The organism is Methanobrevibacter sp. YE315 (genome assembly GCF_001548675.1).
In the GTDB taxonomy this organism is placed as follows: domain Archaea; phylum Methanobacteriota; class Methanobacteria; order Methanobacteriales; family Methanobacteriaceae; genus Methanocatella.
The window spans coordinates 1,828,654-1,843,977 of the sequence record NZ_CP010834.1; the positions used below are offsets into that span (position 1 = coordinate 1,828,654).

16 protein-coding genes are annotated in these 15,324 nt (G+C 32.5%); 6 read left to right on the plus strand and 10 right to left on the minus strand.

Annotated elements, in window-relative coordinates; genetic code table 11:
* Nucleotides 1-2 precede the first annotated feature (2 nt).
* Complete coding sequence (locus tag TL18_RS08440) at nucleotides 3-629, plus strand: DUF447 domain-containing protein (RefSeq protein WP_067044208.1); 627 nt, start codon at nucleotides 3-5, stop codon at nucleotides 627-629.
* Here the strand turns inward: TL18_RS08440 and ade are convergent.
* The 6 genes from ade to TL18_RS08470 form a co-directional block, all read right to left on the minus strand.
* Nucleotides 626-2,344, minus strand: a complete 1,719-nt coding sequence (gene ade, locus TL18_RS08445) for an adenine deaminase (RefSeq protein ID WP_067044211.1) — start codon at nucleotides 2,342-2,344, stop codon at nucleotides 626-628. The genes TL18_RS08440 and ade overlap by 4 nt on opposite strands.
* 2 nt (nucleotides 2,345-2,346) lie before the next feature.
* Nucleotides 2,347-3,567, minus strand: coding sequence for a TIGR00300 family protein (locus TL18_RS08450; protein ID WP_067044214.1), 1,221 nt, complete (start codon nucleotides 3,565-3,567; stop codon nucleotides 2,347-2,349).
* A gap of 88 nt (nucleotides 3,568-3,655) precedes the next feature.
* Nucleotides 3,656-4,405, minus strand: a complete 750-nt coding sequence (locus TL18_RS08455; RefSeq protein WP_067044217.1) for a zinc ribbon domain-containing protein — start codon at nucleotides 4,403-4,405, stop codon at nucleotides 3,656-3,658.
* Nucleotides 4,406-4,418: 13 nt separating this feature from the next.
* Nucleotides 4,419-5,378 carry an SHOCT domain-containing protein gene (locus TL18_RS08460; RefSeq protein WP_067044220.1) on the minus strand — a complete coding sequence of 320 codons (960 nt, stop codon included), beginning with the start codon at nucleotides 5,376-5,378 and terminating at the stop codon, nucleotides 4,419-4,421.
* A gap of 3 nt (nucleotides 5,379-5,381) precedes the next feature.
* The gene (locus TL18_RS08465) at nucleotides 5,382-5,936 is read right to left on the minus strand and encodes a hypothetical protein (protein WP_067044223.1); all 555 of its coding nucleotides are present in this window, start codon (nucleotides 5,934-5,936) and stop codon (nucleotides 5,382-5,384) included.
* Between the two features lie 8 nt (nucleotides 5,937-5,944).
* Nucleotides 5,945-6,415: a hypothetical protein gene (locus TL18_RS08470; RefSeq protein WP_067044226.1), complete on the minus strand. Its 471-nt coding sequence runs from the start codon at nucleotides 6,413-6,415 to the stop codon at nucleotides 5,945-5,947.
* Nucleotides 6,416-6,550: 135 nt separating this feature from the next.
* Here TL18_RS08470 and TL18_RS08475 point away from each other — a divergent pair, with 135 nt between their 5' ends.
* Entirely contained in the window at nucleotides 6,551-6,829 is a 279-nt protein-coding gene (locus tag TL18_RS08475; protein ID WP_082706450.1) for a helix-turn-helix transcriptional regulator, read from the plus strand.
* A 44-nt stretch (nucleotides 6,830-6,873) separates the two neighbouring features.
* On the opposite strand, the gene TL18_RS08480 is transcribed toward TL18_RS08475, so the two are convergent.
* The 4 genes from TL18_RS08480 to TL18_RS08495 form a co-directional block, all read right to left on the minus strand.
* Nucleotides 6,874-8,211 carry an NCS2 family permease gene (locus TL18_RS08480; RefSeq protein ID WP_067044229.1) on the minus strand — a complete coding sequence of 446 codons (1,338 nt, stop codon included), beginning with the start codon at nucleotides 8,209-8,211 and terminating at the stop codon, nucleotides 6,874-6,876.
* Nucleotides 8,212-8,622: 411 nt separating this feature from the next.
* A complete protein-coding gene (gene speB, locus TL18_RS08485; protein WP_067044232.1) occupies nucleotides 8,623-9,489 on the minus strand; it encodes an agmatinase in 867 nt (288 codons plus the stop codon).
* A 38-nt stretch (nucleotides 9,490-9,527) separates the two neighbouring features.
* Nucleotides 9,528-9,926 carry a translation initiation factor IF-5A gene (locus tag TL18_RS08490; RefSeq protein WP_067044235.1) on the minus strand — a complete coding sequence of 133 codons (399 nt, stop codon included), beginning with the start codon at nucleotides 9,924-9,926 and terminating at the stop codon, nucleotides 9,528-9,530.
* Between the two features lie 166 nt (nucleotides 9,927-10,092).
* On the minus strand, nucleotides 10,093-10,446 hold the full coding sequence (locus TL18_RS08495) for a hypothetical protein (protein WP_067044238.1): 354 nt from the start codon (nucleotides 10,444-10,446) through the stop codon (nucleotides 10,093-10,095).
* Nucleotides 10,447-10,529: 83 nt separating this feature from the next.
* Between TL18_RS08495 and TL18_RS08500 the strand changes: the two genes are divergently transcribed.
* From TL18_RS08500 to TL18_RS08515, 4 genes are all read left to right on the plus strand, one after another.
* Entirely contained in the window at nucleotides 10,530-10,991 is a 462-nt protein-coding gene (locus TL18_RS08500; protein ID WP_067044240.1) for a pyruvoyl-dependent arginine decarboxylase, read from the plus strand.
* A gap of 2 nt (nucleotides 10,992-10,993) precedes the next feature.
* Nucleotides 10,994-12,853, plus strand: coding sequence for a bifunctional NADP phosphatase/NAD kinase (locus tag TL18_RS08505; protein WP_067044243.1), 1,860 nt, complete (start codon nucleotides 10,994-10,996; stop codon nucleotides 12,851-12,853).
* Nucleotides 12,846-14,264, plus strand: coding sequence for a coenzyme F430 synthase (gene cfbE, locus TL18_RS08510; RefSeq protein ID WP_067044246.1), 1,419 nt, complete (start codon nucleotides 12,846-12,848; stop codon nucleotides 14,262-14,264). Before TL18_RS08505 ends, cfbE begins: the two co-directional genes overlap by 8 nt.
* A 144-nt stretch (nucleotides 14,265-14,408) precedes the next feature.
* Nucleotides 14,409-15,200 carry a hypothetical protein gene (locus TL18_RS08515; RefSeq protein ID WP_067044248.1) on the plus strand — a complete coding sequence of 264 codons (792 nt, stop codon included), beginning with the start codon at nucleotides 14,409-14,411 and terminating at the stop codon, nucleotides 15,198-15,200.
* Nucleotides 15,201-15,324 lie beyond the last annotated feature (124 nt).

Here is a 15,324-nt window from a genome sequence, read left to right on the forward strand (position 1 = left end):
ACATGGAAATAGATTTAGCTTCATTAGGAATGGAAAAAGGAAGGCAGTACGAAACCGTAATTACAACTATTAATTCTGAAAATGTGAAAAATGCGGCGCCAATGGGTGTGATATGCTTAGATAAAAACATGATATTGAACAGGATTTTCAAGGGAAGCCACACTCTGGACAACATTCTCCTTCAAAAAGAGTTCATTGTTAATATTACCCATGATCCTGAAATATTTACCAAATCCACTCTTGGAAATTTGCCTCCCGAATATTTCAATGAAGACAACTCTTTAAAATGTGCTGAAGCTTATTTTAAATGTGAATCAATCAAGTTTATTGAAGCCGTTAAACAAAGCGATCCCATTAAAAAGAAAGATGAAGCAATCGTCATTAAATCAAAGGTTAATGAGATTATAATTAATAAACCTACTAAAGCTATGAACAGAGGGTTTGGCTATGTTATCGAATCCTTATCCAACTTAACACGTTTTGATATGGTCGGCGAAGAACAAAAGGAATATTATCTTAACAGATTTAGAGAAGCTAATCGCGTGGTAAAAAAAGTTGGCTACAAACAGGATATACAGGCCATGAAAGAAATAAAAAAAGAGTTAATAAAAAAAGGTTATGAACCTTAGTTTTTAATAACATCAATAAATTCAAATGAATCTCCATCAAATAAACCTTTATCTGAAATCTTAATTGATGGAATAACTAGTAATGCCATAAATGCCATTGTCATAAATGGAGATTGGAGTTCGCAACCTAAAGCGTTAGTCATTTGATGTAAAACACCTAATTTATGAGCAACATCATATACGTCCTCATTACTCATGAGTCCTGCAATCGGAAGAGGTAATGAATCACTGAAGTCTTCGCTCACAACGGCAATGCCTCCTTTATCATCAATAATTTGATTGACTGCTTTTGCCATCATGTCAGAACTATAACCAACAACTATGATATTATGGGAATCGTGAGCAACAGATGATGCAATAGCTCCTTTTTTAAGACCAAATCCTCTAATGAATGCATTAGAAACTGTGTTTCCACCATAACGCTCTACAACAGATATCTTTAAAACATCCTGAAAGATATCAGGTTGGACAATACCATCCTTAACATATAATTTTGCAGTCGCTTTTTTAGTTAATAAATCACCATCGGAACACACAATAACATTGACTTCACATTCATCTCCATCATAATGCACATCAAAGTCACTAGGAAGCTTTTTAGATGCATTTATTGAATTGGAAGCTTCGATTTCAGGAACATCAAACAGAACATTTTCCCCATCAAACACACATTCGCCGCCAACATATGTTTTTAAGACATTGCAATCATATATGCTGTCTACAATTATAAAATCTGCTTGTCTACCTTCCCTTATAATACCGCAATTTAAATTATAATGATATGCAGGGTTGATTGTTACCATATCAATGGCTTTTAAGATATCAATTCCTAAATTAACTGCTTTTTTGATGGATAAATCCAAATGACCGTTGATTAAATCGTTTGGATGTTTATCATCACTAACTATAAAATCAAAGATTGGAGAATATATTTTTCTTTCAAATATATCTTTGAAAATCCTACCCAAAGCATCCGGATTTTCAATGAGTAATTTGCCTTCATCTATATTGAAAAGGCCTTCCATATCCATAGCGGATGAACCGTCACGAACCATAATTTTCATACCTTTAATCTTTTTCTCGAGAGCTTCCAAAACATTGCTGCATTCGTGGTCAGTACTTATACCATGTGCAATGTATTTATCCAAATCTTCACGAGAAAGCAATGGTGCATGACCATCAATCGGCTTTTCATACTTTTTCGCCAATTCCAATTTCTTTAGAACTTCTTCATCCCCATTTATAACACCCGGAAAATTCATCATTTCCCCTAATGCAACAATCTCATCTTTTTTAAGTAAATACTCAACATCAGAGGAATCTAAAATAGCACCGGAAGTTTCAAATGAAGTAGCAGGCACACAAGAAGGTGCAGTGAAATAGAAATTAAAAGGAACGGCATTTGCATTTTCAATCATTGCTTCAATACCCTCAATTCCCAAAACATTAGCTATTTCATGAGGGTCGCATACAACAGAAGTAGTACCGTAACGTACGGCAATCTTAGCGAATTGTGCTGGTGAAACCATACTACTTTCTATATGAATATGAGAATCTATGAAACCTGGAAGCAGCAATCCCTTAACATCAACTAGTGTTTCCTCATTAACTGTAATTGGAGCTACTTCCGTAAAGATTCCGTTTTCTATTTTGATTCTAACAGGACGAATTGTGCTAGAGACAACATCATAGATATAAGCTGTAAATTCCTTCATTTTCATTCCCCATGTAAAGCATTATAAAGAAGTGGTAAAAATGTTCCAATATCAGTAACAATACCTACAACTTGAGCGCTTCCCCTATCAGATAATTTAGTTACTGTGGATGGATTAATATCTACACAAATACTTTTAACTCTTGAAGGGAGCAAATTACCCATTGCAATTGAGTGAAGCATTGTTGCAATCATAATTACCATGTCAACTTCTTGAGCATAATGTCTCATTAACTTTTGAGCTTCTGCAGTGTCGGTTATAACATCCGGAAGTGGTCCATCATCACGAATGGAACCTGCAAGAACAAATGGAACATCTTTTTTAATACATTCATACATGATTCCGCCAGTCAATGTGCCATCTTCAACTGCATTTTTGATTGAACCTGATTGATTGATTCTGTTAATTGCCCTCATATGGTGAGTATGGCCATGAGCTACAATCTTACCTGTTTCAACTTCAATACCTAAAGAAGTTCCGAACAAATCTGACTCGATATCATGAGTAGCAAGAGCATTTCCAGCCAGGATTACATCAATGTAACCTTCCCTAACAAGTGATGCCAAGAATTTGCCAGAACCTGTATGCACAATAGCCGGCCCACCAACAATTCCAATTTTTCCTCCTTTTGCCTTGATTTCCTTCATTTCCTTAGCAATACCATTAATCAAATTCATTAAAGGTTTTTCAGAGGATACCTCACTGTTCATGAACTCAAATACTTGCTGTTCCTCTCTTGATCTGTGAGGTGGTGTAACTTTTACACCTTCAAGCCCGACAACTATTTTATCGCCTGCTTTAACATCAGCTATTGGTTTAACAAAAGCTCTTCTTTCATCTTCATCAACAACGACCAAACAATCCATCTCAATTTCTTCAACAGGAATCCAATCCCCATCATAGAAAATATGAGTAGTGTGATTAGATGATGAATAAAAACCTTCAGGAGCAACTTTATCTTTTGTTGATGCAACAAGTTTTACTTCTTTAATATCATCAATTGATGCACCAAGTACTGATAATTCATCTAGAATAGACTCTAATAATTCGGGAGAACTGGCTGAAACTTCGATTTTTGCATGGCTTATATCTGATTTCTTACGTCCAACATCGATTTCCAATATATCAAATTCCCCGCCTTTGTCCATAATTATGCCCATTGTTTTAGTTAAAGTCAATGAGTCAATAATATGGCCTGAAAGCTCAATAATTCTTTTGTTCATAACACTATGCTCCATTTTTTAGTTAATATTATAATTTTGGTTTCGGTGATATTTAATGATATTGTTATGATAAAAAAAGAGAAAAAAGTTATATCCAAGGAATGCCAATTTTCATAGCAATATCCATGATATACTCTTTAAAAAACACATTTGAAACATATGCAATGATTGCACCAATTAAAATTAAAATCAGAAAATGACCGCCGAAGAATCCTTCATAAAAACCGGCGACAAATGCACCGAACATCAATTCAACTAAAGGATTTTCGATTATTCCCAAAATGAGACCTACAATTAAACCTGAAATACAAGCATTGGCTTCATTATCAATTGTTCCAGCAAAAAATCCTACACTCAGAATAGTAGCTAAAATAAATGAAAACCATGAAAATCCAATTAATAAACCTATCAAGGACAAAATTATTGCAGCAACCAATGATACGATTGTTGGTAAAATTATTGCATTGAAATTAATTTTTTCTTTAAAATTATTATTGGCTTCAGCACCTTGCTTATATTCACCAATTTTACCTGTGAAAATATTTGCCCCACATTCTGTGCAGAATGTAGTCTCATCTTCAACGACATGACCACAATTTTTACAAACTTTTAAATCAGATTCTTTAGGTTTGGAAGGTTGAATCACTTTTGAACCACAAGATGGGCAAAATATAACATTTTCAGGCAAATCTGAATTACATTTTTCACATTTCCCATAAACCACATTCTGTGATTGTGATTCTTCATCCTCTTTTGAAATTTTCAGATTATTTCCACAATTAGGACATAATTCAAAAGAGTCATCAACTTCAACTCCACATTTATCACATTTAACCATGCGAAAACACCCCTTAATTAAATAGCAAATTTTGTTTTAATTGATTAAATTCATCTTGAGTAATTACCCCAGAATCAAGTAATTCTTGGAATTCTTTTAATTGTTGTGCTTTTGATGGTTCAGAAGTCTGATTCTGAACTACAACAGTTTGTGGTTTTCCCCTTAAAGTTTCAAATAGATCAATTAAGTTTTGACCAAATTTATAACTTGGAAGTCTGATTTCATATGAAGTATTATCAACCAATTTTATTAATAATCTATCAAACATGTCTGCACTATCATTGTTTGTAATCATGTCCTTGAAACGTGTTGCTTTAAGTGATTGGATATCATTTTGAATAGCTCTTCTAATGTCATTTGGGGATGTCCAAGCTCTTTTGGTAATATCTTCGTATCTACTTTCATCACCAAGTCTTTTTGTCACTCTCATTGATACAATTTTATCAAAGTAAAAATTGTTTATTCCTGCATTTACTTTTTCCCAATCACGATTATCAATTTCCATAAAGACAAATTTATCTTCCTTAATTAAGAAAAATCCATCAATAATTGTTTCATTACCTAAATCTCTTCTAAGTAATCTATTTACTGGAATGCCGAATAAAGCAGTATCGACCACATCGTTTGTTAACTGGTGTTTTGTTGTTGTCTGTTCTAATTTGTTAAATCTTTTTACACTTGTCAAAAAGTAATCTTCATCTTTAATTCCGAATTCTTCAGCAAGCTTATCATATCTTTTAATAATTTCATCATGCCTGGCTTGCCATTCTTTTTGTTTATAGGATACTCCTGCACCCCCGCCATTATTTAATTGATAACCACATTCTTTACAAAAAACAGTATTTTGACCATTTTTAGTACCGCATTTTGGACAAATGCTAGAATCGCTTTCATATTTCTCCACTTTTTCACCGCAGCTGAAGCAAAAATCAGAACCAATAACTTCTGCTCCGCATTTTTGACATTTAACCATAATTTACCCCCAGTTGTTTTGGTCAATTGACTTTCTAATCTTATTTCCCCATTTATTCTCTTCAATATCATCAACGGCAGCCTGTAAATTATTAGAAACATTAGCTATTGATGAGTTAAGTGCATTGATTTTATTATCCATAATATCAATTTCCAACTTCATGAACCCTTTTTCAATATCTTTATATGTTTCGGAATTGTCTTCATTAATCTTTTCTACGCTATCCCCTTCGGTTAACATGTCCATTAACCTTAAAAATACATGTTCTTGGTGTTGTTTTTCATATTCCTTAATGTCAGACACGCTGTAAATTTTATCGAGCAACATTTTAATTACATTAATAAAATCTTCCCTATCTGCATGATTATTAACATTATGTGGAAGAATATCTGTTTTAAGTAAAAATACTGAATCGACTTCCCCATTTTCTTTTAATACTAGAGAATATCCTTTATTTTCAATATAAACTAAAGCGATTGATTTATTGTCATAAATTTCAATTTCCACTTTAGAAAACTCTTTTGGTATTGATAAAAAATCTAAATTACGAACTAACATTTTATCACCTATCTGAATTCAACGGAATCCGCATATTTTTTTAAATCATCGAGCTGATGTCCACCAACAAAAACAACCTCATTCCCATCCTCGCTTACTTTACCAACAAGATAAGGAGGAACAGCATTCATCCCAAGATCATTTTTTAATATGATTAAATTTCCATCATTTTGATATACATAATACAAATACGTTTTTGTTAAAACATTGATTGCATGCTGGTATGCATTTGATTCAGTCTCATCAATTAATGAATTATTATAATAATAAACAACGACCTCATCCCCATTAATTTCACAACCTGCATCCTTTTCCCAGTATTCGTTTTTACAGCCCAATGCTCCATTATCATGACACCACGCCACATTCCAATACTCCCGGCCAGGAGGCAAATCGATTTCAAATATGCCCTCAAAATCGTAGGTTGAATTAATGGGCATTATAAAAATTAATGCAACAGCCACCAAAATGAGAAACAAGACAATTATCTTTTTGTTGATTTTATCACCTCAATCGTATTGATAAATATGTTAGACACATAATATAAACATTGCTATTAGCATGCTAATATCATATAGATATCTATTAAATAGCTAAAATTTAAATTCAAGAACATGGAGAAAAAAGATGATATGAGCATCATTTCCCTACTTGCACGTTCCAAAAAAAGGATAAAAGTTTTAAAGTCTTTAGAAAAAGAAAATAAGATTCCATCCAAAATCAGTAAGGATATTGATGACAATAGCAATCATGTATCAAAATATTTAAAGACATTGAAAGATGCGGAACTAGTGGAATGTCTTAATGAAAAAGATAAACGATACAGATTCTATAGCATTACAGATAAAGGCAAATATTACCTTGACAAAGTAGAAAAAGATTATAACGACTAATTTTAAAAAAATAAAAAAAAGGGTTTAAACTCACATTAGTGAGTCTAAAGTCCAAAGAACAGGTATATAATAAATACAATAGCCAGTACCCAAATACCCCAGCTCATTTCTTTATATTTACCTGTAGCGATTGTTGCAACAGCATATATTACGAATCCCCATGCAATACCTAATGAGATTGAATAGGATAAAATCATCATGATAATTGTCATGAAAACTGCGGATGCAATTACTATACTGTCCCATTGTACATCTTTTAATTGACCGATCATCAAAATACCAACAATCACTAAAGCTGCTGCTGTTACAGATGATGTAAATAAAGATAATACAATTGGAGCAAAGAAAATTGAAAGTATAAATAATATACCAGTTACAACTGCTGCCAAACCGGTTTTAGCACCCATTCCAATACCTGTTGCACTTTCTACATAAGCAGTTACAGTACTTGTACCAACGACAGAACCGATGATTCCACCAACCGCATCACTTAAGAATGCTTTTTCGATACCTACAGCCTGACCGTTTTCATCGATAAATCCACATTGTCTTCCTAAGGAAATCAATGTTCCAGTAGTATCAAAGAATGTTACAAATACCAATGAGAATACCATCATGATTAAATTCGGTATATTCGAGAACAAATGTCCGAATCCTCTTAAAAATCCTCCGAATAAGGACCAATCGAAATTAGTTGTAATTATTTGTTGAGGAATTGCTGGCATTAACATGTCTCCAGCTCCAAAACCAAATAATGACATTACCAATCCAATGAAAGCAGTTATTACCATACCGAAGAATACAGCTGCAGGCACTTTTTGAACATAGAAAATCAATGTAATCAAGATGCCTATTAAAGCTAAAAGCGCAGGAGCGGAAAGTAAGTTACCCATTGCAACTAAGGTTGAGGGATCATCAATAATAATTCCCGCACCTTTAAGACCAAGGAATGCGAGGAAGAATCCTATAGCTGCACCGATACCAAGTTTTAAGTCAACTGGTATGATATTTAAAATAGCTTCCCTTAAACCAGAAATAGTGATTAATAAAAAGATTATACTTGAAACAAATACTGCTGCAAGTGCAGTTTCCCAAGGATTACCCATTGCCAATATAATAGTATATGTAAACAATGCGTTAAGTCCCATACCTGGAGCTAATCCAACTGGATATTTAGCAACTAGCCCCATAATTATACAAGCGATACCTGAAGAAATAGCAGTAGCAAAGAATACGCCAGTAGCAGGCATTCCCCCATCAGCTAGCATTGTTGGGTTTACACCTAAAATATAAGCCATAGCAAGGAATGTTGTGATACCTGCAATAACTTCAGTTTTTACATCTGTACCATTTTCCTTAAATTTGAAAATATTATCCAACATATAACACCTCATCAGAAAAAACCTATATATCTGATAGTATTATTTATAAAAGAAAACAGTATTAAATTTAACTACACAATTTAATATTACTCAAAAACAAAGAAATAATGTAAAATTTAATTTACATTATTCCTTTAAAAAATGGCAACAAAACATAAAGTAAAATAAATTCGATTATATTGTCAAAGCATGCTTTAACAAATCGACAATATTGGATTTAAATATTATATTTATTTGCCACCAATCATGATTTTACCTTTAAATATTAATAAATAACAGGTTATATATAAAATTAACGGATAAAAAGTTAGTTTAAACTAAAAAAAGCAATATTATTTAGTTAAACCTAAAACAAAAATAATCCATTAAAATTAAATACCTAAAATCTAAATCAGATATGAATTTAAAAAATTATTCAATCAATGTTAAAAAATCATATATGAGTTTAGCGGCAACAACTGCAGTGGAATCACCCAATCTATCGCTAGCTGTTTCAACAACGTCAAAACCAACGACATCTTTACGAGTCAAATTTTCAAGAATGGTTTCAAGTTCGGATATGAACAATCCTCCAGGAGTAGGGTTTCCCACATTTGGGGCGAAAGCCGGGTCAACAACATCCATATCGATTGAAATATATATTGGACCTTCGATATTTGTCAAATAATACTCGATTGCATCCATATGCTTATGAACATCCTTGTTTTTGAATGTCTGAATGTTATAAGTTGATTTTACAAACTCCTCTTCATCTTTAGAAGATGACCTTATTCCAATCTGAACCAAATCAGCACCAATTTCATGAGCTCTCCTCATTACAGATGCATGAGAATATTTTTCACCGATAAATTCAAAAGCAAGATCCCTATGGGCATCCAAGTGAATTACGGTTAATTTGCCATACTTTTCGGACAATGCTTTGATAGCTCCAATTGATGCGGAATGTTCTCCGCCAATAATGATTGGATTAATATTTAAGTTGATTAATTCATTGACAGTTTCTTCAACAATTTCACATGTTTTTTCACAATTTCCAGGAACTACATTAATATCCCCAAAATCATAAAAAGTAGCGTTTAAATCTTTATTAAAAACAGTATTGTATTTTTCAAAACCAAATGATGCTTCCCTTACAACAATTGGTCCTAAACGTGCACCGGAGTGATAAGAAGTAGTACTATCAAATGGAACTCCGATTATTCCAAATGAATTTTCTTTTAAATTCTCAGTTTCTTGAGAAAATGCAAATTTCCATGGTTCATATGTATTTAATAGCATAATTCATCTTAAAGGAAAATATAAGAGAAATAGAATCTCTAGTTAGATCCTCTAGTTCTCATTATTTTCATGTTTCCTAAAGCGACAATATATTCTACTTCAATACCTTCAACAATTGAGTCTTTTAAATCTTCAGGCATTGGTAAGTCAATAGTATCGTAATTTTCCATATCCATTAATTGAACAGTGTCGCCTTGGATAGAAATAACTTGTCCTAATCTTTTATCAATGATTGGAGTATCTACTTTACTGTCTACAGGTTTTACAAGGCTTCTTTTTTGACCATCGAAAACACCGATAGCTTCAATTCTTGCTTTTGCAGCTCCGTGTTTACCAGGAGATGAAGTAGAGTAACTTACGATTTTACAAGCTTCTCCTCCTAAAACAATATATTTTCCAACTTTTAATGTTTTAATTTCTACAACTTTTGTTGACATTAATTTTCCTCCATAATATAAAAACCGGTTTTTAATCTGATAATAAGGAATATTATTAGATTAATATAAATTATCTTTTCCATTTTATATAAAGTATTCGTTTAAAATAAGAATTATCAATATAAATTTAAAATTAATTTTAAAAAAAATTAGATGAACGGGAAAATCACACTAATCCCTTGTTAAATGAATATAACCATAATGAAATGGCCGCCAATATTAAAATGAAAATAACCCAAACAACGACAAACATTTTTTTATTATCTCTTTCACCTTTCATAATATAACTTTCACCGGGCTTGTCGCTTGAATGATTGCGGGTGTTTGTATAATAATCATCATTTCTTAGATAATTATAAAAAGCACGTGCAATGAAATAGAATATTACAACAAATACCAATCCTATATATGGAATTGAACCCCCATTAAAAAACATTGCAGTAATTGAGGATATTATAAGCATCAATAACATGAAAAAACATGCGGAAATAAAGATAGATAAAGTTTTATTAAAAATCATTAGGCACACCTAAATTAATTTACATTTTTATTATTTAAATATCTTTTTAAAAGATTAATTACAAATTTAAATTTAGTGATAAAATGAAAATAGCTATTGTAACTGGGAAAGATGAAGGGCCCACAAAATTAAATGCATTTGATAATGCCCTTACAGATGCCGGAATCGGAGACGTTAATTTAATAAAAGTATCCAGCATGCTTGCAGGCAATACAGAAATAAATGAATTACCTGAATTAAAATCTGGAGCCATGGTAAATTGTGTTTTATCAGAAATCACTTCAGATAACCCTGGAGACAATATAACCGCAGTTATTGCAGTAGCTATTGGTGAAAAATTAGGTTGTGTTGTAGAAACAAACGGAATTAATGAAAACCCTGATGATTTAATCGATGAAGCGAAAATGATGGTTGAATATATGATGAATAAACGTGGCGTTGAAATAAAAGATTTAATTATTGAATCAGCCACAACTACTGTAGAAAAAATAGCATCAGTTGTTGCATCAGTAGTTTATTTGAATGATGAAATTATTGAGGGATAAAAATGGATGCAAAAGACAAACAAATAGCAACAGATTTGGCTTATGAAATGATTCGTGAAGTAAGTAGAGATATCAGACCCTATGTTGGAAAACCTGAATCTGGCGAAAAGATAAAAATGGGTGCAGATGGTACTCCAACCTCATTAATTGATACAATAGCTGAAGACAAACTTATAAATATTTTGAAAAATGCCCCAGTACTCTCATACATTGTCAGTGAAGAGATTGGGGAGTTGAAACTAGGTCGCGGAACCAAAAGAAGCATTACACTTACACAGGAATTAAGACGTGAAGATCTGGAGGAAGATGAAATTCCGAAATTCCTATTTTTAGTTGATCCTATTGATGGAACAAATAATGCAATCAAAGAAATTCCGGCTTACGGTATTTCAATTGCTGTTGCAGGCGTGACACAAGGAAGATTAGCCACTTTAAATGATGTGGAATTAGGATTTATAAGCAATTTTGCTAACGGTAACTTTTTTGAAGCAGAAAAAGGAAAAGGGTGCTGGTTGAATAATGAAAAAGTATCTCCAAGTAACACTATCAACATCAGCGATATGACATTGGGAGGATTTACAAAAAGCGGAACAAGCCAAGCCTCAAAATTAGTTGATAATGCAAGACGTATGAGAGTTCTTGGAAGTGTAGTGCTGGAGCTTTCATATGTTGCAAGCGGAAAATATGATGCATTTCTAGATTTGAGGGGCAGTAGAATAATAGATATTGCAGCATCAAAATTAATCCTGGAAGAAGCCGGAGGAATAATCACCAACAAATACGGTCAAAAGCTTAACAATACACTAAGCATTTATGAAAAAACTATCGTGGTTGCAGCCAACAATAAAATATTACATAAACAAATGATTGATATTCTAAATGACAACCAGACTGATATTATCGGAAAAATCGGAGTCATTTCAAGAATTGACCAGAAAAGACCAATCTTATTGGCTGCAAAAGTAATCGAATATCTTTTGACAAGCGGCCGCGAAGTGATAATAGAAAAGCAATTAGCATATGAATTAGTTAAATTAAAGGAAAACCCTGACTTGGACAGTATCATTCTTAAAATTAAAGAGGACTATCCTGAAACTGCGGAATTGCTTGATGACATTAACTTAAATATAGACTACAGCCAACTTTGTGAAAACCTTTTCGACTTCGACTGTGACATGGCAGTGATTTTAGGTGGAGATGGAACACTCCTTAGAGCACAATCAAAAATGAAGCCTGAAATCCCGATATTTGGAATTAACATGGGAACAGTAGGATTTTTAACAGAAATTGAAGTTGCACACACATTCGATGCATTGAATGATATTTTGAAAGGAGACTACTATAAAGAAAAAAGGACCAGACTTGTTGTATCACATGAAAACCATCGATATACTGCAATGAATGAAGTAGTTGTTATGACTGACAAACCTGCAAAAATGCTTCATTTTGAAATTCAAGTAGATGGAGAGATTATTGAAGAAGTAAGGGCAGACGGACTGATTGTTTCAACACCTAGCGGTTCTACAGCATATGCGATGTCTGCAGGAGGACCGATTGTTGATCCGAAAGTTGCAGGATTCGTCATTATTCCAATTTGTCCATACAAACTTGGAGCAAGACCGTTTGTCGTATCCGACAATAGTGAAATAACTGTAAAATTACTTAAAAAAGGTAAACGTGCGGCATTTGTAATGGATGGTCAAATCAACGAAGTGGCAGAATATGAAGAAGAGATTAAATTCAAAAAATCTGATAAGGATGCTTATTTCATAAGAACCTCTACCAAATACTTCTACGAAAAAGTTAAAGACAAATTAAATGAAGGTGGAATACAGCACAACACTGGGTGCAACAATGAATAACCTAGTAATCGATTTAACCCATGGCGGAGTGAAAATAGCTATAAGTCTAGCAAAAAAAGGAAAAAATGTCCTTGCATACGACATCTACAATACCTTAAATTCAATTGATGCAAGGATGCTGGAAATTTATAATGTTGAATTAGTTAAATTAGAAGACTTATCTAATTTCAAAGGAGATATGAACGTTATCTACCCTATACACATGCCCCTAACCTTTGAAGAAATCAAATCATATAACCCTGATTTGAATTACACTTTCCAAACCCATCATGAAATAATTAAGGAATTGCTTTCAGATTGGGGGGATGACATATTAAAAGTTGAAATTACGGGAGTGAAGGGAAAAACCTCCTCTGTTTTTATGCTTAAAGAGGTTTTAATTGAAAAAAATCCGCTGATACTCTCAAGCCTTGGCGCACTATTGTTTGAAAATGAAAACAGATACATTTTAAAACGCAATATCTCAATAACACCTGCAAACATTAAGGAAACCATTGATTTGGCATATAAAATCGCCAATCCAGTTTGTCAGATTTCAGAGGGAATCGTGAAAAGTGAAAATCTAAGGAAATACGACAGTGCAATATTTGAATCATCCTTAGGCGTGAGCGGTATTGGGGATGTCGGACTCCTACTCAATATTGTAGAAGACTATCCGATAGCAAAAGGTAGAAGCAGCGCATCCCAGGCCAAAAAACAAGTATTCCGATGCAATGTAGTTGTTTGTGAAAAAGAAGCATATGACAAATACTATTCAGACGTAAAACATGAAAAGACAAATACATTCTCTTTAAGTGATGAAACTGCAAATCTTTATTTGAACAATGCAAACTACACTTTAGATGAAACAACCATTGACATCACCTACAATGGCGTTAAAACAATAAATGACAATATCATTAATGGAAAATTAACTTTAAAAACATTTGCACCCGGAAAGCATAACGTTAGCAATGTATTGGGAGTAATCCTGACTGCATTAAGTTTGGAAATTGATGCCGATACCATAATGAATGGAATTAAAAACTACAAGGGGATTCCCGGCAGAACCAATAAAAAGTTAATCGGCAATTCCATAATTATCGAGGAGATCAATCCAGGTATAAATGTCACCGCCATAAAAGAGTCAATTAATATGATTAATAATCTGGATGACTATTACGTCGCTATTGGAGGGGATTATGGGATTACCTGTGAAGAAATTGATGAAAAGCAATTAAGTGAATTCATAGACACATTAACCTGTGACATTATACTCACTGGAGATGTTGGCCGCTCCATTTCTGAAAAGATTTCCAAGAAATGCAAACTCATCAGGAATTATGAAGATGTCTATGATATTGCTTTGGAGAATAATAAAAACCTTCTTTTTATATATCGGTCAGATTACAGAAAACTTTCACAAAGATAAATTTAAATATTAATTTAAAATTTTTGAAATCACAAGCTTACCGCAGTTCAAAACATTGAAGAGAATTAAAAAAAGCCTTTTTCTAAAAAAGATATAAATAGTTTTATCAACATACTTTTTAATAACAATTTTAATGAGGATATCATGAATATAATAAAAATTGATGAAAATTACAATCGTATATTAGGCCATGAACCAGCAATGAAAAACAGCAATATCATTTTCAATGGACGGAATAATGTGTTAATATGCGAAAAAAATGTTTCATTAAGAAATTCAAACTTAAAATTCCATGGAAATAACTCATTAATCTATTTAGCTCCCCAACGGTCCGGTTATTTTTTGAATATTTCTTTATTTAATAATTCTGTTTTTTTCATCGATGAGGGTGTCTCTATGAATGGTAAACTAAATCTCCTTCTAAGTGAAGAAAAGAACATCATAATCGGTAAAGATTGTTTATTTTCATTTGGAATTTGGGTTAGGCTTGCAGATCCTCATTTGATTTTTGATATTGAAAATAAAGAAAGGATTAATGTTTCAAAAAGTGTTTACCTGGGAGACCATGTCTGGATTGGCCAGGATGCAATGCTATTAAAAGGAACCCAAATTGGTTCTGGAAGTATTGTCGCAGCCAAATCTGTTGTTTCAAATAAAAAGATTTCATCAAATTCCATTTGGGGAGGAAATCCTGTAAAAGAAATCAAAAAAGGAATATTCTTTGATAAACTTACAGCAAACAATTTTACAAAAAAACATACTGAAAAATATATGAAATCTGAAGATGAAAAATGGATTTATTCAAATGAAGGAGAGGTCCTTAGTTTTGATGAAATTGATGAAAAATTAGCTTCAATGACTGATATTGATGATAAAATAGAGCTTATCCAAAGTATTCGAAACAATAAATCCCATAATAGGTTCTATATAGAATAAATATTCACCTATTTTTAAAATCTATTGATTGTCCATTCTATTTTTTAATTTAAATGATTGTAACTCTGATTTATACATTATTGAAAAATACTTAAATTAAGCGCCTGCTTAATTTATAAAATCT